A 20,162-nucleotide genomic window follows, 5' to 3' on the forward strand; every position below is an offset into this window, starting at 1 on the left:
TCTATTTTTCTAGTATATTTTTAATGGAATTTTTGAAAGCTCTTCTTAACTGCTTAACTGTTGAATAACTCCAATTAAAGAATGGTTTGGTAAAAAATAAAATGAGCGTATCCTTTCCTCCATTTTTCATGATCACATCATGCCATTTTTCAAATATAAATTTTTGAACTGAAAGTGGACGTTTATTTGAGTCAGTAATACGATCAAACAATTGAATATAGAATTTTTTGTATTCATTAATTTCAATATTATCCCATATAAACGGCGGTGTTAGCATTTTCTGGTATTTTTTTCGGAAGGCAGTTGTAAAAGAGAAAGATATTTTGCTTTAATTTTCTCGATATTACCATCCATTTGATCAACTTGCTCCTTTGATATACCTGAAACATGATTTCGGTAATGAATAAGAATATCCGGTAGATTCTTTATTCGATATTGAGTAGCGGCTCTTAGAAATAGATCATAATCTTCAGCATAATCTTCTTTATATCCACCTAAATCTCTCAAAACATTACTTCTTATCATTACTGAAGAATGGACAAATGCATTATAAAAGGGAATAGAAGCCTTTAACAGCTCTTCATCTATTACCGGATACATTTTTTCTTGGATAATTTTCCCATTTTCGTCGATCATGGATGCTTGTGATCCTATTAATGCAATATTTGGATTGTCATATAACTCTTTTAATTGGATTGCTAATCGTTCTGGCATTGCAACATCATCACTGTCCATAATAGCAATAAATTCGGTATTTACCTCTATTAATGCTAGATTTCGTGTATACAGCAACCCCATATTTTGAGCATTATTAATTACTCGAATTCGCTGATCACTAAAGCCGCTAATAATTTCAAGTGTATTATCTGTCGATCCATCATTTATAATTAAAAGCTCAAAGTGGGTATATGTCTGATTTAAAATACTGGAGATGGATTCCTTAATGTATTTTCCTGCGTTATAGGCAGGCATAAATACGGTTATAATAGGAGGTGTTTTGATAGCTGCTTTTTTAACATTTTTATTTAATTAATAACCCTCTGTACTGTTTGTTAAACATAGTTTCGCTAAATTCCTCATCTACCAATTTCATGGCATTCGTACTAAAGCAATTTAATAGAGAGCGATTGTCATTAATATATTTTAGTTTATCAATAAAAGCATTGATAATGTCGTTATCGTCCATTGTATTTTCTATAATAAAACCATTTTCACTTTGCTCGCTAATAAAACAAGCGATTTCGCCTACATTAGTACTAATTGGAATAACACCTAGAGACATACCTTCAAGTAAGACCATTGGAAAACCTTCAAAAAGTGAAGTTATGGCAATCAGATGTGCAGATTTATAGTACTCGTTTAGTTGTTTTCTGTCCGAAATTCTTCCAATAATCTCTGTATTTTGTGAAATTTCTGACTTAAAATTCTCAAAATCGCCAATTATCTTAAAATTAAAAGGTAATTTCAGATTATAGCAGATATTTGCAATCTCAACTAAGAGCCCTGGTCGCTTTTCATATGAGTTCCTCGCTATGAATAAAATAGTAAGATCTTTCGAATAATCTTTTTTGGAACATCATTTGGCTTTTCTATCTTATTCCTAACGATTTTGATCCTTGATTGAAATGTGGGGTCTATATTTTTTTCTATATAGAATTGGATCTGTTTTTTTCTTTGATTTTCGCCTAAGATTATCCTTTTGTCTATCTTACTAATATAAGGTAGTGAATAGTTGTCAAAAGAAGCTGTATTTTCTCCAACAAAGGCATGTGAAAGATCTATCTTCAAAATGTTATCATCTAGATAAGGAAGAAGATCATAAAAAAGTAATTATTTGAACTAAATACCACACTATTTGGATTAGAGTTGATTTTTTTGGCTAGTTCTTTTGCCATTTTTTTACGAAAATTTGCTTTCCACCCCCATCGCTCTAGTTCAATAATGTGAGCAACAGCTTCAAATTCTGGCCTCAAATCATTATTTTTGAATGATTTGTAATAATGCAGGTTGGATGCTTATCTCCGATGGTTTTCATAATCTCTATATGTACTCTTTCAGCACCTCCAATATCCATTACCGGGAAAATAAAGATTATTTCGGAATCAATAGCTTTTATTTTTCGTTTGATAACGGGATACTTGACTAATGAAGAAATCGTTAGTGCCCATTTTTTTAATTTATGCATTTCCAATGATCTATTTAGTGGGATAAGGTGTGGAGTTTTAATATCTTTACAAAGATTATTTCGAAAAAAATCGCTTATAAAAATACTAAATATTTAAAGGAATTTTATACAATGGATATGGGAATTTTAAAGAGGTGTTCATTAGCAGCAATTAACTAGCGTAATATCTAAATATTTACTACTGTGTTTTACCGAAGTCGAACTATAGAAGAATTGTTTTATTTCATTGTCACATTTTTGTTGTTATTGCCGTTATTAATGATAACAATCATGTAAGTAGTTGAAATCGGTAAACCCTATTTCGATAGTTAAAATGACTTTACATTCATAGATCTTAAACTAAAATGTCTAACAAGAAAAAGATCCTCTACTTTGTGCCAGATAATCCTTATCAGGGTCGAGCGGGTAATATCACTCGATTCACTCAGATGCTTGATTATTTTAATCACCATAACCAAGAATTTACAGTAGACTATGTGACTGAGCGACTCTGGGGAAATTGGGATGATGCCTCTATTGAAAAATTTAGGATTGCTTATCCCACAATCAACCTTAAAATAATTGACCGTAAAGTTCCGCGATCGACTTTTCTTCAGTACTTATTCAAATATAAAATACCCGAAGTATTGTTCAATTACTTTAGACATAAAATAGATTTTACAACCTGGTATCTAAAGAAGAATTTTAGGTCGATTACGAAGGATGAAATATATGATTTTGCGATAATCAGCTATGTTCATTGGGGAAATCTGATCAAGGAGCTGAAAAATTACAAAAAGGCGATTATTGACACGCACGATTTTATCACCGGCCAATACGCCACCTGCCATAAAGGAAATCATTCGAAAATATCGGGTATCTTCAAGAACGAACTCAAGATTCTCAATCAATTTGATGAGATATGGACCTATTCGGTTGAGGAAAAATATATTTTTGAGCAATTTACTAGTCGTTCAGTACTGCAGCTTCCCATTTCATTTAAACAAAATATTTTAGAAGGACAAGAGGACAGTACCTCTGCTAAACTTATCTATATCGCCAGCGATAACCCACATAATGTTAGAGGAGCGGATTGGTTCCTGAAAAATGCTTTACAATATATCGATGCCAATATAAAGATTGTTGTGATCGGTAAAATATGTGGGTATTTTCCCGATACCGAACAGATTGTAAAATTAGGAATGGTAGATGATCTAGATGCACAGTATCGAGATTCCAAAGTAGCGATATGTCCGATGATCAGCGGTACCGGAATAAAAATCAAGGTTGTAGAAGCCTTGTCCTATGGCCTACCTGTCGTTACTAACCCGCGCGGAATAGATGGTTTATTTAATAAAAAACAGAATGGTTGTATTGTAACTCAGTCCGGGCAGGAATTTGCGTCAGCAGTCAATCGCCTTTTTTGGATGAGCCTTATTATCATAAAATCCGTCAAGAAGGTTTAGCATATTTTGCTGGTAATCATACCATAGCACAGGAAGAAGAGTTTTTGAACGCAACGTTTTTATCCGGCCATCGATAAAATAATTCAATAAGTAGACCCCGTCCCAGAATTTTAAATGATGATTTGGGATAAAAAATATGAAAAACAAACCGAACAGCCTATCTTTGTTTAACGATAGCGAATGAAGAAAAAACAGATTATATTTGATGCCGAACGGATGAAATATCCTCATACGGGCTTATATCACTTTTGTAAACAACTAGGAAATGCTTTATTGAACAAGACGGCCGATCCTTATGCAATGGTATTTTATACAAATAATCCTGCCAATGAAGATTTTGGCTCCAAGGCAAGCTATTATCAGCAAAAATCGCTGCAGAAATTCTGTATGCCGCGATTTTCCAATAGTGATCTTTGGCATTCTACGTTCCAACTTAGTTCATATTTTCCACGAAATAATAAAATTAAGGTCCTTTCTACCATCCATGACCTGAACTTCCTAAAAGAAAATAAGTCGGTCGAAAAAAAAAAAAAATATTTAAAAAGCTTGCAGAATAATTTGGATAAAGCAGATGTTATTGTAGCAATTTCCCATTATGTAAAGAAAGACCTCGCAGATTATTGTAGTTTACAAGGAAAGCCACTTCATGTGATTTATAATGGAAATAATATTGAACAGAAATATTTGGATCAGTTAGATCCATCGCACAAAAGTGATGAGCATAAACCTTTCATTTATTCTATTGGCACCATAAACCGTAAGAAAAATTTTCATACGTTGCTTTATTTATTGGTTGGGAATGATTTGGAATTGATCATTAGTGGCATTATAGCAGAACCAGATTATAATCAATATATCCTTGATTTAGCCGCTAAACTTGGGGTTGCGGAACGTCTGCGGCTCACTGGGCCGATAACAGAAGCAGAGAAATATAATTATTTAAAAAATTGTGCTTTATTTGCTTTTCCTTCAATTGCAGAAGGCTTTGGATTACCGGTTATTGAAGCCATGTCCTTTGGTAAAAAGGTTCTGCTATCTAACTATACCTGTCTACCTGAAATAGGTGGTCCTGAAGCTTTCTTTTTGGAATCCACAGACCCAGAATATTTGATCGAATTTGGGAAATCCAGGCTGATGGATATTATCCATGGTGAGGATCGTACACCTGAAATTAAATCTTGGGCTGCCCAGTTTTCATGGGATAAAGCAGCAGGTGAATATTGGGAACTTTATAAGAAACTTTTGAAATAAGGGAATGGCAATACCAAAAGTAATCTATCAGACATTTAAGACGAACCAAATCCCTTGGTTAACGAAGTTATATATCAAGCGCTTTAGACGTAAGAATAAAAGCTACCGCTATGAGTTTTATGATGACCAGCGCGTAGATGCATTTATAAAGGAATCATTTGATAAAGAGGTGTATAAAGCGTATAGTAGATTGCAGATCGGAGCGGCAAAAGCTGATTTTTTTCGATATGCCGTCTTATATATATATGGGGAGTATACCTGGATCTAGATAGTGACATTCTCGTTAATCTAGATAAATACCTGCAAGAGGATGACCAAGCCGTCATCACGCGCGAAAAGAACCACCAAAATCTTTTTGCGCAATGGGCGCTGGTATTTGAAAAAGGACATCCTTTTCTGGAGCGAACAATAAAGTATATTGTTGAAAATATTCAGCAAAATAAATACCCACATGACGTGCATGGCATGACCGGACCAACAGTTTATACGAGGGCCGTCAATGATATCATCCATGAAGACCCAACAGTTTCTTATCGCATTGTAGCCGATGACTATAAAGGAATAATGAAATTTAAATACAAGCTTGGCAAATTATTGATTTATGGAGACCGGTCTCAACACTGGAAAAAACTACAGAAAGTAGTAACTGTTTTGAAATTGGAGGACTAAAGTGTTAAATATTGTTTTTCCCATTGTGCAGCGAGATTGTCATCGTTAAACTGTTGTGCGTAGGCTAATCCTTTTACAGACATTTCCTGCTGTAAATTGCTGTCGCTTAAAATAGATTCAATTGCATGCTGAATCTGACCAATATCGTGCGGTCGTACATATAACGAAGCTGGGCCACCAGCTTCTGGAAAACGCCCGAATCCGTCGTAATTACAGGTGTACCGGAATATAAGGCTTCAATAATAGGAATACCGAAACCCTCATAAATAGATGGATAGATAAATGCAAGTGCTGAGGAATATAGAACCGAAAGTTCCTGCATATTCAAACCACTAAGAAAGTACACTCTGTTTTCCATCCGATGTTTATGGATAAATTCTTGTAGCTGAAGCTGGTATTTCGTGCTTCTGCCCACGATAACTAAGGGAATATCGATGTGCTCAATCGCTTTTACAATTGATAGTGCATTTTTACGTTCTTCTATCGTTCCTACATTTAATAGAAATTCATCCGGGAGGCCTAAACTATTCTTAAGCTGTTGCTTTTCCGCATCTGTTTTTAGAATTTTAAACGCCTCATGACAGCCCTGATAGATGATTTCTATTTTTTCTTGCGGAATATTAAAAAACTCAACAATATCATTTTTGGTCTGTTTACTAATCGCAACGATTTTATCTGCCCGTCGGCAGGCATGCGCGAATTTCTTTTTGTAGATCCAACGATCTATCGGATGATAGAGATTTGGGTAACGCATAAAGATTAAATCGTGCATACTAACAACGGATTTAATTTTAGCAGGAGCTAAGTCAACAGGGATTTCTCCAGAAAGACCGTGAAAAATATTGATCTGGTCTTTTTCAAATCCGATACTATTCTTTTTGTGCGCCAGAGGTTTGGAAAATTTTGATTAATATATCCTTTTGGCGTCTTAATCTGCTCAGGGTTGACGAGATCAGTATACCTTTCGACAGAGGTACTGGGTGTATAGAGGATATAGTCATTTTGCGGAGCAAACGTTGATAAAATGCGTATCAGATCCCGGCTATAATTGCCCAAGCCTGACGCGTTGTTGAAAAAACGCTTTGCATCAAATCCTATCCTCATCGTAGCGCTGTTATTTTTTCGATCACCATTTCTGCTGTAATTAAATCAATCGCCTCTGTACCATCGCAATCACAAGGTTTGTTCCCATAGACAGCACTCGGACGGTTGGGATGTTCCACTTGGATACAGTCATCATATTGTTGCCCATAGCCGGTAAATCCCGCGTATGGGTGAGTCGCGCCCCATAGTGATAGACATCGTATTCCCATCAAAGAAGCCATGTGCAACCCAGAGGAATCCATGCTGATCATCAGATCCAGATTTGATATGATATCCAGTTCCTCTCTCAACGTAAATTTTCCAATGGTATTGTAGGTGTTTGGAAAACTTTCAGTCCAGTTTTGCGCGATTTGAAACTCTTCCTTACCTCCTCCAAAGAGCAGTACGTCATACCCATGATGTGTCAGATGGTCTATGATCTGTCCCATCGTTACGAGTGACAGGATTTTATATCGGTGTTGCGCAAAAGCCGCGATACCAATTTTTTTCGTTCGAAATTGCCAAACATGCTAAATGCTGCTTTGGGACATCCTGCAAATTGGAAGCCAATTTGTGACTCAGTTCGAAGTGAAAACCTAAAGCACGGAATACATCTGCGTAGCGTTCTACAGTTAGCTTCAATGGATGCTTAACCTTATGTTCTTTGCGCGTCAGGGCTTTCTTTTCTGCGCGACCTTTGTCCAGTTGTTTGACCTTTATTCCAGAAAGAGAAAATAATACATCTAATATACGCGAACGTAAATTAAAATGTAGATCAGCTACAGCTTCCGCACGATATTTAGCCAGCTCATTTTTTAATCTGATTAATCCCAAAAGGCCTTTATGGGTTGTCTTGGGTTCAATTGCATGAAATTTGACATTCTTTATGCCATCAAAGAATGGGGCAAAGAAAGGACGGCTCACCATGATAATCTCTACCGTGGGGTATTGTTGACAAAATTCTTTCAATACAGAAGCCACCATGGCGACATCGCCCATGGCCGAAAACCGGGTTACTATGATTCGCTGCGGCAAAGACATGTCTTTATTTTCCGGATGTATAAAGTACAGGGTTCAGTTCAGGATCGTTATACATTTTCATCTGTTTATAGACCTTCATGTATTTTTCACCTGATTCAATCGCTGTTAACAATTCGTCGATACTTTGTGAAAGATCTGTACGTTGTTCCAGCAAGATGTTCAATTTTTGCTGACAAGCAGAAATATGCGCTTCAGAAGCATCTGAACGAAGTGTCTCCTGCTCCATATGATAAATCTTTAGCGCCAGAATGGACAGTCTGTCAATGGCCCACGCTGGACTTTCAGTGTTGATTTTCGCCGAAGGCAGTGTTTCGATAGTTTGATATTTCTGTAAAAAGTAGCTGTCGATATATTCTACAGTATCTGTGCGGTACTGGTTAGACTCATCGATGCGTCGCTTCCAATATAAACCGTCCTTGGGATCAATGGCAGGATTACGTACAACATCTTCCATGTGCCATTGTACGGTATCAATCCAGCACTTTAGGTACAGTAGATGTTCTAGGGATTGTTTGTCATACGGATTCTGGATTGGATGATCAATCTGATCGTATACGTGGTAATCCTGGATAGCACGTTGAAAAATGGGATTTGCTATTGCACTAATCATGTTACAAATATAAAATATATTATGGAGTTATCCTTAACTTCAGGTGCCGTATAAAAACAGTAAAATGAATTGGAAAAACCAAGTATTAAGAAAAGAATTAAAATGTTTTTTAAAATAGAGACAGTAAGATGTCTGGGAATAACCAAGTAAGATCACGGCAATCGTACAAAATAGACCAATACCGAGGAGTAAAGGATTGGACTTGACCGAATAATGGTCTACATTGTCTCTTAAGAAGGCATTCAGCGGAATCTTAAAGTAATAGAAAAGTGAAATCACGGATGTTAGTGCTCCTACAATTAATAAGGCAAGTAAACCAAAGGATTGGAAGTTTTGATACTGCTCGAATACTTTTGAAAATATGAGTAGCTTTCCGACAAATCCCGCAGTAGGGGGCAAGCCTATCAATGCGATTAAGACGATCGAAAATGAGGTGAACAATAGAGGTGATTGTTTGCCCAATCCTTTATAAGAGTCTATTGAAGTGTTGCCTAGACTGACCTCCAAGCTGTCTATAAATATAAAAACAGCGATATTCATCAATGCATAAATTGATAAATAGAACAGCAAAACGTTTGACTCATTGTTTTGATAAACCAGTACTGCCATCAACAATATGCCCGTGTGGCCAATAGAAGAATAGGCCATCATGCGCTTGGCATCCTGTTGACGCAGGGCCGCCAGATTACCAATCAACATGGTCGCAATAGCTATAATGATGATAACATAAGCCAAGAAATCACTGAAATAAAAGGATACTGCAAGCCAGGCAGCAAGCAACTTGGATAGCAGGACGACAACGGCAATTTTAGGTACGGTCGCTAAGTACGTGGTAATCACAGTCGGTGCCCCTTGATAAACGTCAGGGCTCCAAACATGAAACGGGAAAAAACTCAGTTTAAAACCAATACCAGTCAATAAAAACAGGAGGGCAATACTGATCATTAGCTTAGGGGCCTCCATCAGCCCTGCAATATGGCTTGGCGCATCAAAATTTAAGTTCCCCGTGAAACCGTAAAGCAGCGATAGGCCATAGAGCATAACGGCAGCACATATGGATCCAAAGAGGACATATTTCATCGCTGCTTCGGACTGTACTTTATTGGACGAAAAATAACCGACCATAATGTAAGAACTGATCGATACTGTCTCTACTGCGATGAAGATCATCAGCCAGTTGCTCGACATGGTCAAGAGGTTCAATCCCAAGGTTGCGGTCAATACAACCGCATACAAATCGCCCAAAGGACGATCATGCTGATGACGTTGTTGAATAAAGATCGTAATCAGTAGGGTCGACAGCAGGATGATCATGCGTGCCGATGTTGCGAATGTATCAATGTGGATCATATCGAAGAATCCAACCATCTCCACATGGCTTAATCCTTGTCCCAATAGGTAACAACCACTCAACAATAATCCAGCTATTGTAAGCGTAAAAGATGCTTTGTCCCAGTATTTATCAACGAAAAGACTCGCGATAATAATGCCTATAAAAGTAATGATCAGCGTTAATTCTGGTTTGAAATAGGGAATACTAACGATAATTTGATCAATAAATGAACTGATATATGGACTGAATGCGAGCATGCGGGTTTAAATAAATTGTTGGATAAAGCTGACGAGATTCAATACACTTGCATTTAGATTGCTAAATACCAAGGATGGCATAATACCCAGTAAAAGAGCAAGAGCCAAGGTAGGAAATAGAATCAGTTGTTCACGGCTGTTGACATCGGTCAATTTATTGGCCCAAGATTCGCCACCTTTGAGCCTGATCTCGCCAAAAACATCCGTTGAAGTGTCCATAGCAAATAGGCAGCACTCAAGAGGATACCAATTGAACCTGCTAAGGCCATCCAGCGAGGGAGCCCCGTACCGACACTCGCCGCATTGAACGAACCGATGATAACAAATGCCTCACCGATAAATGCGGAGAACCCAGGAAGACCCAATGAAGCAAAGAAAGCAATAGCAACATAGCCGGTATACTTGGGCATGAGCTGGGCTAAACCTCTGAAGCTATAGATGTTTCGATCATGCACACGGTCATAAACCACGCCAACAAGAAAGAAAAGTGCCGCTGATAGAAAACCATGGGAAATCATCTGGAACATCGCACCAGAAACCCCTTCGGCTGTCAATGAGGCTATGCCAAGCAATACAAAACCCATATGAGAGACCGATGAATAGGCGATCATCCTTTTTAAATCTTTTTGAGTCAGGGCGTTTAATGCCCCATAGATAATGGAGATGACGCCGATCAGTCCAAGCCACCAATTGGATAGTGCAGCCATGTCCGGGAAGATGCTATAGCAGATGCGGATAATACCATAGCCACCGATTTTCAACAGGATACCTGCTAAAATAATGGATACTGGTGTTGGTGCCTCTACGTGTGCGTCAGGTAGCCAGGTGTGTAATGGTACTATCGGTACTTTGATCGCAAAAGCAAAAAGAGCACCACAAAACCAATCAATCTGGCCGAAATACCCAATATTTCCTGATAACCATCCCAAGAGAAGATCGAGTCTCCTAAATAGTTCTGGGGATTCATCATGTAGATCATATTGAAGGTATGTGCTCCGGTTACGGGGTTGATAACCGAAAAATATAAGCCTACAATGATCAATAGCATAAATACCGAACCAAAGAGTGTATAGAGAAAGAATTTTATGGCAGCATATTCACGGCGCGCCCCGCCCCAGATACCAATCAGGAAGTAGAGTGGCAGGAGCATGACCTCATAGAATAAATAAAACAGGAAGAAATCCAACGCACAGAAAATACCCATTACAGCCATGTTGAGTACCATAAGTAAGGCGAAATATCCTTTGGGGCTTTTCTGTATATTCCAGGAGGCACCGATCGCCATCAGCATGACAAAAGCGCTCAAGAGTAATAATGGCATGGAAATACCGTCTATTCCGATGAGATAATCTATTTCTAGTTTTCCGATAGCGCCCAGATTCAGACGAATCCAGGAAGTTGTTCAACAAATTGGTATCCTGCCAAGTCCTGGATCCCTGTTTGGCTCGCGTCAAATTTTGCATAGCATATGCCCGCAAGTACAAATTGCACTGCTGTAAATGCTAAGGCAATATATTTGTAACTCGATTTATATCGTGTCGGTAGGGCGAGGATAAACGCCGTCGCCAGAAGCGGTAAAAATATCAGTAAGGATAAAATAGGCATTTCCTAAAAAAATATAAGATAAATTAAACCAAGTAAAACGAATAGAAAAACGGAATACAATGTCGTCTGTAGTTTGCCGTTCTGTACCAAGCGAACTTGGTTACCAGTCCAGTAGGCTACAGAAGCAACAGCATTGACAAAGCCGTCTACAATATATTTGTCTATCCACACACTCAACTGGGAGAAGGATAAGACGATAAACTGAATAAAAGCGACTAGGGCATCTACAACAAAGCGATCAAACCAATAACAGAACTGAGCCAGTTTTAGTGTGCCATTAACAAATATCCATTGGTATAGCTCATTGATATAACCTTGATTGAGCGATGCTTTCAGTGCAAAACTATTTGCGTTGAGGGGTATTTATGTTGTACATACCATTTCCAGCCGATTGTCCAACTGATGGCGGAACCGATCAATAAGATCAATGGAATAATCAGGTGAGCGCTATGGCTTGGAGCAAAGGTATATTCATCCAATAATAGACCATCCATCAACCAGGAGTCGTGGTAGGATAATGGATTGAGTGAAAATAGTGGGAATAGGCAACAAATACCCAATATAAACATAGGGATCAACATGGTTTTTGGTGCTTCATGCAGGACGGTTCCATGCAATTTACCCTTGACTTGCTCCAGCATTCGAAAATCGCCGAAAAATGCCTTAAGGATTAAGCGACCAATATAAAACGCGGTTAGAATACTGACTGTAATAAGACTTATTGGTATAATGAGATACAAGTCGCCTTTTGACAAAGCCCATTCAAAGGAAGATATGATAATACTATCTTTGGAAAGGTAACCTGATGTGAGTGGAAACCCAGCTAGTGCCAATGAGGCAATACTCATCAGGATAAAAGTTTTCGGCATGTATTTCTTCAGTCCGCCCATGTTCCTCAGGTCTTGTGGATCGAAGTCAAGCTGGCTGTGTGATTTGAGATGTGCCATCTCATGAATAATAGCTCCCGCGGACAGGAACAAGAGACATTTAAAGAAGGCGTGTGTGACCAAATGGAATAATGCTGCATCCCAGGTTCCTATCCCAATTCCCACCATCATAAAGCCCAATTGTGAAATAGTTGAAAAGGCTAGGATACGTTTAATATCGTATTGACCTAATGCAAAATAAGCAGCGGAAGCCGCTGTAATCGTACCTATGATAGCAATAAACAACAAAGCGCTTTCGTTGAATAACGGAAATACGGTGGCGAGTAAAAACACACCTGCTGCAACCATTGTGGCAGCATGGATGAGTGAAGATACTGATGTTGGCCCTTCCATGGCATCAGGTAGCCATACATGTAAAGGAAATTGAGCTGACTTGGCCATAGCGGCAAGGAAAAATGCCAGTCCGGCTATCGTTAACCAAATCTGGTCCATGCTGTTGACCGGAGAAACCCATAGTCCGCCAGTGATGCTAGATTGATAAATAAGACCTCCTTCACCAAAAAGGTCGACCAGATTGAGGGTTTTAAATTGTGTAAATATTATGGCTAGGCCGATCAGAAAACCGAGGTCCCCGATGCGGTTTACGATAAATGCTTTCTTGTTGGCCTGTACAGCCGTTTCGCGTGTGAACCAGAAACCAATAAGGAGGTAAGAGGCGAAACCTACCAATTCCCAAAAGATATACATGAGCAATAGGCTATCCATAACGACCAATCCCAACATAGCAAAACAGAAGAGACTAAGATACATCCAATAGCGATGGATTCCCGAATCCCCTTTCATATACGCTCTCGAATAGATGTGTACCGGAAGGGCAACTGTTGGGACCAGAAACAGCATGAGTACATTCAGGTTATTTAATAGGATGCCGACTTTAAAAGTAGCTTCACCGATGGTAAACCAGTTTATTTGGGCAGAGACCATTGGATTATTCCAGATTGCTAACCAGGTAAGTCCGCCAAATATAAAACTAAAGATAATGGCGATCAGGAGATAATCCCTGACTGATCGCGCTTGCCCGCTACTGCCTGATATAGAAATGCAATAAATGGCGCAGCGACTGTAAACAGTGCTGTGTATAGAGGTGATATGTGAGCCAGTTGATCCAATTCTTACTTATCTTTTAATTCATTGATTTCATCCGGATTGATGGTTTTATAGTGTCTATAGACATTTAACACCAATGCTAAGCCAACCGCAACCGCAGCAGCAGCAAGAACAATAGCAAATAGGGCGAAAATCTGTCCGCCATAACTGACCTTATCGTATTTGCCGAAAGCTACAAAGTTTAGAATAGCCGCATTAATCATCAATTCGATACCTACCAAAATCATAATGGCATTTTTCTTGGAAAGAACGGTATAAAGGCCGATACAGAAGATGCAAGCACTGACAACTAAAAAATGCGTTAATGTAATCATCTGTTGCGCTCCTTTCTGGATAAATGTGATGCTCCAATAAGCGCCATCATTAAAAAGACCGATATGACTTCAAAGGGTAGTACATAAAAGGTCATAAACCGTAATCCAATTTGTTGGATATTATTATCTGTTGGAATAATCTCAGTATTATTTTCTTTGGCTTGTTGGATCCAGGTAGGAATGGACTGATGCCATTCTGCAATACCAAAGATCATGAGTATTAGAAAACCTATTGCCAATACAACTGCTTGCCACCTGGGCATGCTCAAAAATGAGCCACTGCTGTCTTGAAGATCTTTCAATAGTTCTTTGTTGGAAAGCATAAAGGCAAATAGCATAAGGATCAGCACACCGCCTACATAGACCATGATCTGTGTGATAGCAACAAAATCTGCCAGTGCAAATAGGTATAGGCCAGCCATGGCAAAGAGTACAATGAAAAATAGAAATAAGGCGCGGGCTATATTTTTAAGATTTACCAGTAAAAGGGCAGATCCGATTGCCAGTGTGGCAAAGGCATAAAATAAAATAGTTTCCATACTTTTATTTTTGCTTTGCCGCCTCCTTTCAGCTTGAAATTGTGTCCATTCTGCTTTTCGTTGTGCAACTTGTTCGTCGGTCATGTCTGAAAAGCCATAGATCAGATCAGTTAGCTTTTGCGAGCTACGATCATATTCATTGGTCATGACAATGCATTCGGTAGGGCAGACAACCGTACATAGTCCACAATACATACATTTGGCCATATCAATATTGAACTTGGCTGGATATAACCGCTTGACGCTACCGTCTGAAGTCTTTCCGATCGCTTCTGGTGATTTGATTGCTTCAATTTCAATACAATCTACAGGACATGCTTTGGCACAAAGGTCACAGACGATGCAATCATCAATATCTACTTGCAATTGATAGCGAGCGACTTCGGGGATAGGCATTTTTCGGCGGGATATTGTACGGTGACAATGCCCTCTTGACGGTCGAAGTAGTTGTCGTTTTTGATATTTAATTCCTGACGCGAACGTCGAGCGCCAAACAAGTGTTTGACAGTCAAAGATAATCCTTTGATTGCCGTACGAAATGCGTGGGAAGCCGTCTTAAATATCATATCTTATGCTATAATTAAAATTCTCCAAATGGCCGAAATTGCCATGCAAATAAAAAGCTAAGGGTGTCAATACCTTCCAACATAAGCTCATCAATTGATCGGCACGTAATCGGGGTAAAGTCCACCGAATCCACATTTGTACCCCTACAATAAATAATGACTTGGCTAAGGTCCAAAAGATTCCCCAGGCTAGGCCTGTTGTCCAATCTGCCAATCGTATCGCCCCAATATTTGGGAGAGGTGTATTCCAGCCACCTAGGAACAGGACAACACCCAGCATCGCTACCAAAAACATCATGGCATACTCGGCAAGGAAAATAAAGGCAAATTGAATCCCACCATATTCCGTGTGAAAACCACCAACCAATTCGGATTCCGCTTCCGGAATATCAAAGGGAGCCCGGTTACATTCAGCAAGTGTTGCGATAAAAAATATGATGTAGGTTATAATTAAATGTGGGGCTTGAAAAATATTCCAAGCGAAGAAACCACCAATCTCATTGACTTCCCAAAAGCCTAAAAACTTGATGCTTCCGTTGGTCAGAATGCCTTGACCAATAGCAATTTCATTGAGGTTTAGGGTCTGTGTTAGCATCACTACGGTGATCAATGAGAGCCCGACCGGTATTTCATAGGATACCATTTGGGCAATTGCACGCATGGATCCGAGCAGTGAATATTTGTTGTTGGATCCCCAACCAGCCATTAGAATCCCTAAGGCATCAATAGAGATAATAGCCATGATAAAGAATAATCCCGTGTGTGTATTGGCTGGAATAAAATCTTTGGCCCAAGGAATAACAGCAAATCCAGTAAAGACTGCTACAAAAATAATAATTGGGGCAATTCTAAAGAGAACTTTATCGGCTAAAGAAGGGGTGATTAATTCTTTTTGAAGCAATTTAAGGATATCGGCTATGGTCTGGAGACTGCCATATTTCCCGGTTTCCATTGGTCCGAGACGATCTTGGACAAATCCCGCAATCTTACGTTCGGCATATACTGCAAATAAGGTAAATGCTGCTATAAAGGTGAAAATAGCAATGGGAACCAAGATATGTAGTATTGTATCTAACAAGTCTTATTTATAATGATTTTTAATAAGCGTCCAATGAATACGCAAACTTAACGAAAAACAGGGAATTTCGATAGGGAAAAATTAAAATATACTTAACAAGTAGATTATCGTGACATATTAGGGATGCTAGTATTTAGATTTGAGTATTAAGATTTCGATTGTGTAAGCCGCTGGCTGATGATATTCTCATAAATATAATACACATTTTGTTTATATAACATGCTATCGCATAGTGTTTTTGAATAGACGCTGTAACCTGATCTCCATAAAAAAAGCATCCCTTGGGATGCTTTTTTTATGGAGATCAATCGAATTAACGATTTGAGAACTCAACGTAATTACGTTCGGTATGTCCAACATATACTTGTCTTGGACGGCCGATAGGCTCTTTGTTTTCACGCATTTCTTTCCATTGTGCGATCCATCCTGGAAGACGACCCAAAGCAAATAATACGGTAAACATATCTGCTTTAAATCCTAACGCACGATAGATGATACCTGAATAGAAATCGACGTTTGGATAAAGTTTTCTATCGATAAAGTATTGATCATTCAATGCTGCTTCTTCTAGTTTCTTAGCAATATCCAATACTGGGTCTTGAACACCTAATTTTTCTAAAATATCGTCACATGCTTTTTTGATAATTTTAGCACGTGGATCGAAGTTTTTGTATACACGGTGACCGAATCCCATTAAACGGAATGGATCATTTTTATCTTTGGCTTTTGCAAGGTATTTTTCAGCATCACCACCATCATTTTTGATCGCTTCCAACATTTCGATTACCGCTTGATTGGCACCACCATGTAAAGGACCCCATAATGCATTGATACCAGAGGCAACAGAAGCATAAAGATTCGCATTGGATGAGCCTACGATACGAACTGTTGATGTCGAACAGTTTTGTTCGTGGTCAGCATGTAAAATAAGCAATTTGTGCATAGCATCGATGACAACCGGATCGAATGTTTTTTCGTCGTTAACTTCGCCGAATAGCATATTCAAGAAGTTGTCAATATAACCCAAATTGTTTTTAGGGTAAACTACTGGATGACCTAAAGATTTCTTTTGAATCCAGGAAACGATAGTAGGCATTTTAGCCAAAAGATTGATAATCGTTTGATCTTCTTCTTCGTCAGTTAAGTTTGGATTTAAAGATTCAGGATAAAATGCTGATAATGCGCCCACTAAACAAGAAAGTTGGCCCATTGGGTGGGATTTGGATGGGAATCCAGCGAAGAAATTCTTCATATCTTCGTGGATCATCATTTGCTTTTTGATGTCAGCTCTGAATTTTTCCAATACCTCTTTTTTCGGAAGTTCTCCGTAGATCAATAAATAAGCAACTTCCAAGAACGTAGACTTCTCTGCCAATTGCTCAATTGGATATCCTCTATATCTCAATATACCTGTTTCACCGTCAAGGAAAGTAATCGCACTTTTTGTTGCACCCGTGTTTTTGTATCCTGGGTCTAACGTAATAAATCCGCTTAGATCTCTTAATTTTGAAATATCAACTGCTTTTTCATTTTCAGTACCGACAATGACCGGAAGGTCATAAGAAGTGCCGTCTAAATTTATAGATGCTTTATCTGACATGTTTATATGTTATCTTATATCTGATTTTGTATGCTAATCTCACAAATTTAACTATTTGATATTTAAAACTGAAAGTTCTTTTGGAATTTAAATGACATCATTGCGTCATTTTGGATAATATTGAATAACTATTTACTCAAATAAGCAAATAGTTTATTCAAATTTAACACTATCTTATTATACCTAAAACGTTAATCTATTTTTCGCTGGGCGACTTTTCCTTTATCCTCATATTTTCCGTTTTTGCCCGAACCAAAAAAAAGGCAAGATAACGAAGCAGACCAAAATAATAGATGTAAGGGTAAGGATACCTGTTGTCCATAGGATCTTGCTGAAATTTTCAGCATCCAGGAAATGGATACCCCAGAGCCCCAATAGAAAATAGGTGGCTACAAATAGGATAACCAAGGTGAATAATATACCAAAGATGTATTTCATGATGGGTTATATTTTGTTGAGAATCTGTTTTTGAGTGTGTCGAATTCGTCCTGTGTGATGATGTTTTCACGTAGCAGTAATTGTAGTTTTTGCAGTTTTTCGACAAAATCACCCTCTTCTTGTATATTGTCTTTGATATCTTCTTTTTGAAGATCAAATTGCTTTCCCAGCTCCATGCCGACACCCAGTTGTGCGCCAATGCCGGCCAGACCACCTTCATTTTTTGCGGCATCCCGGAGCGCGCGCAATTTTTCCAATTCCACATAGCTCAAGCCTGCTTGCTGCGCGGCCTGATTTTGCGTCGTCAAATCAGCAATTTCACCAATTCTACGTTGTGTGTTCGCGTCAAACTGAGTTCCTAGGATCTTAAAATCTGTAATTTCTAATCCGAGATCTTTAAAATCCTGTTCGACAGCCGCTTTTATGCCAATGGACAAAACGGGGAGTTGGCTATCGATTTCATTATAACCCAATTTCTTTTGGGCAATCTGCGCGATAATCTGTTGCGGAATCCGATTGTTGATAACATCCTGAATCGCTGCTGTGCTGACTGTGTTTTGATTGGCAACGATGTTTTTATAGAAATGTACGGGTTCTTTGATAATGTAAGAAAAAGTACCGTTCAAGCCTATTTCCACTGGAAGATTATATTGTGGGTCAATGTATTTTATTGGATTTCCTGTCCCCAAGACTGATTGACAATAGCTGCAGTACGAAAGAAGTAAATATACAGCTTGTGTTCAGACTCAAAATTTTGTCTCAACCTGGCCAAGGTTGTAAAGAAAGGGTGGTTATCCGTTTTTAAATTATAGGTACCGGCCTCTGTGAGCAAGCTTTCACCTTTCCCTTCATAAACAAGGATACAGCCCTGTCCTGGGGCAAGAATAAGTTTACTGGAATTTTTAATTTCATTTCTTTCGGAAGGAAATTTATACCATAATACACGGGGGTCTTGATTTTTCCACTCAATGACCTCTGATAGTTGGTTGTTAAAAAGATTGAATAGTCCCATAATGTTTAATTTAATGAGTCGAATTTGGGATTATACCCTTCGAATTTATTGATTTGTTTTCCGCTATTATCAAAATAGTAATAGTCGCTTGAACCTTTGACAATAAAACCATCTTTGAGCAGGGAGCCATTTCCATAAATGGATTTAAGTTCTGTGCTGATTGTTTTCTGTATAGCACCAGTAGAAATATCCAATAGTTGGATTTGTAGAGGATCATCTTCCGCTGGTGTTGGTTTGTATGCAATCAAAAGTGTTTTGTCATTCTGAGCAAGCACGACAGGTTCAAAATAGAGTCTTCCCGGTGTGAAATCTTTAAAGCTAATCAGACGGGCTCCTTTAAATTGCCAAGGATTGATCAGTACCTTTTTGTAAGGATCGCGGTCGGTAAAAATGCCTGATCCGCCATAATCTTTATCCCAGGAAAAGCGCGGACTATCTTTGGGAAATCCATATTGATATTGGTAACTGTATTGGATTAACTGAATTTTTTCCTCGGGGTAATAACTGGATTTACTTGAAAAAGTGAATTCCGTTTTTGTCGTTGGATTGGGAAGTTTTTTCCTTCTTTCATCGTAAAGTTGCTTATCCGGTATAGATTTATTGATTAAAGGGTAATAGGCAAGATTTTGCCCTTCATTGTTTATAATTTGATAGGAAGATCCATAATCTTCGTATTTAAATTCAACTTTGGCAATGCCCGTGCTGAGTGATGGTGCATCTTTGACATAATTTTCAAGAACACTTTTGTAGGTTAGGCTATTTCTGTCCAATTGATAGATATACTTGGATTTGACGATGATGTATAGGTTTTGGTCTTCAAAGACCTGTAATTTAACGTCGCTACTCGATAATTCGACGGGAGTATCCATCAATTGTTTTATCCATTCCTTTTTACCAGTTTTAGGGTCAAATAATCCGATATAGACTTTATTGTCTTTGCCTTCGTCAAATCTTGCTTTTGAATTCCGGACATTGCCCACCACGACAATATGGGGAATATTGTTTTTATCCAAAAATAATTCGTTTGAGGCATAATTCCATTCCAGGGTAATGGCTTCTTCTTTTTGTCGGCAGTGTTGGAC

At 38.4% G+C, this 20,162-nt stretch carries 23 protein-coding genes and 3 pseudogenes; 4 read left to right on the top strand and 22 right to left on the bottom strand.

Annotated features, from left to right (window positions below; translation table 11 throughout):
- Position 1: 1 nt before the first annotated feature.
- From KUH03_RS24995 to KUH03_RS25010, 4 genes and pseudogenes are all read right to left on the bottom strand, one after another.
- Entirely contained in the window at positions 2–277 is a 276-nt protein-coding gene (locus KUH03_RS24995) for a hypothetical protein (RefSeq protein ID WP_257087302.1), read from the bottom strand.
- Positions 271–1,002, bottom strand: a complete 732-nt coding sequence (locus tag KUH03_RS25000; RefSeq protein WP_306429796.1) for a glycosyltransferase — start codon at positions 1,000–1,002, stop codon at positions 271–273. The genes KUH03_RS24995 and KUH03_RS25000 overlap by 7 nt, the downstream gene beginning before the upstream one ends.
- Positions 1,003–1,021: 19 nt before the next feature.
- Positions 1,022–1,549: pseudogene (locus KUH03_RS25005) on the bottom strand (glycosyltransferase family 4 protein); the annotation flags it as partial.
- 420 nt (positions 1,550–1,969) lie between these two features.
- Positions 1,970–2,185, bottom strand: a complete 216-nt coding sequence (locus tag KUH03_RS25010; protein WP_257087303.1) for a hypothetical protein — start codon at positions 2,183–2,185, stop codon at positions 1,970–1,972.
- A 344-nt stretch (positions 2,186–2,529) separates the two neighbouring features.
- Between KUH03_RS25010 and KUH03_RS25015 the strand changes: the two genes are divergently transcribed.
- The 4 genes from KUH03_RS25015 (at position 2,530) to KUH03_RS25030 (ending at position 5,550) form a co-directional block, all read left to right on the top strand.
- Positions 2,530–3,630: a glycosyltransferase family 4 protein gene (locus KUH03_RS25015; protein WP_257087304.1), complete on the top strand. Its 1,101-nt coding sequence runs from the start codon at positions 2,530–2,532 to the stop codon at positions 3,628–3,630.
- 180 nt (positions 3,631–3,810) lie between these two features.
- Positions 3,811–4,881, top strand: a complete 1,071-nt coding sequence (locus tag KUH03_RS25020; RefSeq protein WP_257087305.1) for a glycosyltransferase family 1 protein — start codon at positions 3,811–3,813, stop codon at positions 4,879–4,881.
- Positions 4,882–4,885: 4 nt separating this feature from the next.
- Positions 4,886–5,149 carry a glycosyltransferase family 32 protein gene (locus KUH03_RS25025; RefSeq protein ID WP_257087306.1) on the top strand — a complete coding sequence of 88 codons (264 nt, stop codon included), beginning with the start codon at positions 4,886–4,888 and terminating at the stop codon, positions 5,147–5,149.
- Between the two features lie 188 nt (positions 5,150–5,337).
- Positions 5,338–5,550, top strand: a complete 213-nt coding sequence (locus KUH03_RS25030; protein ID WP_257087307.1) for a hypothetical protein — start codon at positions 5,338–5,340, stop codon at positions 5,548–5,550.
- A gap of 106 nt (positions 5,551–5,656) precedes the next feature.
- On the opposite strand, the gene KUH03_RS25035 is transcribed toward KUH03_RS25030, so the two are convergent.
- From KUH03_RS25035 to KUH03_RS25115, 18 genes and pseudogenes are all read right to left on the bottom strand, one after another.
- Positions 5,657–6,322 carry a glycosyltransferase family 1 protein gene (locus tag KUH03_RS25035; protein ID WP_257087308.1) on the bottom strand — a complete coding sequence of 222 codons (666 nt, stop codon included), beginning with the start codon at positions 6,320–6,322 and terminating at the stop codon, positions 5,657–5,659.
- Between the two features lie 29 nt (positions 6,323–6,351).
- Positions 6,352–6,654, bottom strand: coding sequence for a hypothetical protein (locus tag KUH03_RS25040; RefSeq protein ID WP_257087309.1), 303 nt, complete (start codon positions 6,652–6,654; stop codon positions 6,352–6,354).
- Complete coding sequence (locus tag KUH03_RS25045) at positions 6,651–7,082, bottom strand: glycosyltransferase family 9 protein (protein WP_257087310.1); 432 nt, start codon at positions 7,080–7,082, stop codon at positions 6,651–6,653. The genes KUH03_RS25040 and KUH03_RS25045 overlap by 4 nt, the downstream gene beginning before the upstream one ends.
- A gap of 19 nt (positions 7,083–7,101) precedes the next feature.
- Complete coding sequence (locus tag KUH03_RS25050; RefSeq protein ID WP_257087311.1) at positions 7,102–7,668, bottom strand: glycosyltransferase family 9 protein; 567 nt, start codon at positions 7,666–7,668, stop codon at positions 7,102–7,104.
- A 10-nt stretch (positions 7,669–7,678) separates the two neighbouring features.
- Positions 7,679–8,284 (bottom strand): DUF4254 domain-containing protein, encoded by a 606-nt coding sequence (locus tag KUH03_RS25055; RefSeq protein ID WP_120260081.1) that lies wholly within the window; start codon positions 8,282–8,284, stop codon positions 7,679–7,681.
- A gap of 39 nt (positions 8,285–8,323) precedes the next feature.
- Positions 8,324–9,874, bottom strand: a complete 1,551-nt coding sequence (locus KUH03_RS25060) for an NADH-quinone oxidoreductase subunit N (RefSeq protein WP_257087312.1) — start codon at positions 9,872–9,874, stop codon at positions 8,324–8,326.
- A gap of 6 nt (positions 9,875–9,880) precedes the next feature.
- Positions 9,881–10,027, bottom strand: coding sequence for a hypothetical protein (locus tag KUH03_RS46645; RefSeq protein ID WP_306429152.1), 147 nt, complete (start codon positions 10,025–10,027; stop codon positions 9,881–9,883).
- Positions 10,024–10,803 (bottom strand): NuoM family protein, encoded by a 780-nt coding sequence (locus KUH03_RS46650; RefSeq protein ID WP_306429153.1) that lies wholly within the window; start codon positions 10,801–10,803, stop codon positions 10,024–10,026. The genes KUH03_RS46645 and KUH03_RS46650 overlap by 4 nt, the downstream gene beginning before the upstream one ends.
- Entirely contained in the window at positions 10,713–11,195 is a 483-nt protein-coding gene (locus KUH03_RS46655; protein ID WP_306429154.1) for a proton-conducting transporter membrane subunit, read from the bottom strand. The genes KUH03_RS46650 and KUH03_RS46655 overlap by 91 nt, the downstream gene beginning before the upstream one ends.
- 616 nt (positions 11,196–11,811) lie before the next feature.
- Complete coding sequence (locus KUH03_RS25070; RefSeq protein WP_306429797.1) at positions 11,812–13,536, bottom strand: NADH-quinone oxidoreductase subunit L; 1,725 nt, start codon at positions 13,534–13,536, stop codon at positions 11,812–11,814.
- 2 nt (positions 13,537–13,538) lie between these two features.
- Entirely contained in the window at positions 13,539–13,847 is a 309-nt protein-coding gene (gene nuoK, locus KUH03_RS25075; RefSeq protein ID WP_104383957.1) for an NADH-quinone oxidoreductase subunit NuoK, read from the bottom strand.
- Complete coding sequence (locus KUH03_RS25080) at positions 13,844–14,752, bottom strand: NADH-quinone oxidoreductase subunit J (RefSeq protein WP_257087313.1); 909 nt, start codon at positions 14,750–14,752, stop codon at positions 13,844–13,846. The genes nuoK and KUH03_RS25080 overlap by 4 nt, the downstream gene beginning before the upstream one ends.
- Positions 14,743–14,952 carry a hypothetical protein gene (locus KUH03_RS25085; RefSeq protein WP_257087314.1) on the bottom strand — a complete coding sequence of 70 codons (210 nt, stop codon included), beginning with the start codon at positions 14,950–14,952 and terminating at the stop codon, positions 14,743–14,745. The genes KUH03_RS25080 and KUH03_RS25085 overlap by 10 nt, the downstream gene beginning before the upstream one ends.
- Before the next feature lie 3 nt (positions 14,953–14,955).
- Positions 14,956–16,009, bottom strand: a pseudogene (nuoH, locus tag KUH03_RS25090) (NADH-quinone oxidoreductase subunit NuoH).
- A 334-nt stretch (positions 16,010–16,343) separates the two neighbouring features.
- A complete protein-coding gene (locus tag KUH03_RS25095; protein ID WP_108635060.1) occupies positions 16,344–17,630 on the bottom strand; it encodes a citrate synthase in 1,287 nt (428 codons plus the stop codon).
- Positions 17,631–17,858: 228 nt separating this feature from the next.
- Positions 17,859–18,068, bottom strand: coding sequence for a hypothetical protein (locus tag KUH03_RS25100; RefSeq protein ID WP_257087315.1), 210 nt, complete (start codon positions 18,066–18,068; stop codon positions 17,859–17,861).
- Positions 18,065–19,080: pseudogene (locus KUH03_RS25105) on the bottom strand (SPFH domain-containing protein). The gene KUH03_RS25100 and the pseudogene KUH03_RS25105 overlap by 4 nt, the downstream one beginning before the upstream one ends.
- A 5-nt stretch (positions 19,081–19,085) precedes the next feature.
- Complete coding sequence (locus KUH03_RS25115) at positions 19,086–20,093, bottom strand: hypothetical protein (RefSeq protein WP_257087318.1); 1,008 nt, start codon at positions 20,091–20,093, stop codon at positions 19,086–19,088.
- Positions 20,094–20,162 lie beyond the last annotated feature (69 nt).

The sequence above is a fragment of the Sphingobacterium sp. E70 genome (assembly GCF_019285695.1).
Lineage (GTDB): Bacteria > Bacteroidota > Bacteroidia > Sphingobacteriales > Sphingobacteriaceae > Sphingobacterium > Sphingobacterium detergens.

Coding starts and splice junctions, on each gene's coding strand:
- KUH03_RS24995 (WP_257087302.1), bottom strand. CDS start 277: ATGCTAACACCGCCGTTTATATGGGATAATATTGAAATTAATGAATAC.
- KUH03_RS25010 (WP_257087303.1), bottom strand. CDS start 2,185: ATGCATAAATTAAAAAAATGGGCACTAACGATTTCTTCATTAGTCAAG.
- KUH03_RS25015 (WP_257087304.1), top strand. CDS start 2,530: ATGTCTAACAAGAAAAAGATCCTCTACTTTGTGCCAGATAATCCTTAT.
- KUH03_RS25020 (WP_257087305.1), top strand. CDS start 3,811: ATGAAGAAAAAACAGATTATATTTGATGCCGAACGGATGAAATATCCT.
- KUH03_RS25025 (WP_257087306.1), top strand. CDS start 4,886: ATGGCAATACCAAAAGTAATCTATCAGACATTTAAGACGAACCAAATC.
- KUH03_RS25035 (WP_257087308.1), bottom strand. CDS start 6,322: ATGCACGATTTAATCTTTATGCGTTACCCAAATCTCTATCATCCGATA.
- KUH03_RS25040 (WP_257087309.1), bottom strand. CDS start 6,654: ATGAGGATAGGATTTGATGCAAAGCGTTTTTTCAACAACGCGTCAGGC.
- KUH03_RS25045 (WP_257087310.1), bottom strand. CDS start 7,082: ATGGGACAGATCATAGACCATCTGACACATCATGGGTATGACGTACTG.
- KUH03_RS25055 (WP_120260081.1), bottom strand. CDS start 8,284: ATGATTAGTGCAATAGCAAATCCCATTTTTCAACGTGCTATCCAGGAT.
- KUH03_RS25060 (WP_257087312.1), bottom strand. CDS start 9,874: ATGCTCGCATTCAGTCCATATATCAGTTCATTTATTGATCAAATTATC.
- KUH03_RS46655 (WP_306429154.1), bottom strand. CDS start 11,195: ATGCCATTATTACTCTTGAGCGCTTTTGTCATGCTGATGGCGATCGGT.
- nuoK (WP_104383957.1), bottom strand. CDS start 13,847: ATGATTACATTAACGCATTTTTTAGTTGTCAGTGCTTGCATCTTCTGT.
- KUH03_RS25085 (WP_257087314.1), bottom strand. CDS start 14,952: ATGATATTTAAGACGGCTTCCCACGCATTTCGTACGGCAATCAAAGGA.
- KUH03_RS25095 (WP_108635060.1), bottom strand. CDS start 17,630: ATGTCAGATAAAGCATCTATAAATTTAGACGGCACTTCTTATGACCTT.
- KUH03_RS25100 (WP_257087315.1), bottom strand. CDS start 18,068: ATGAAATACATCTTTGGTATATTATTCACCTTGGTTATCCTATTTGTA.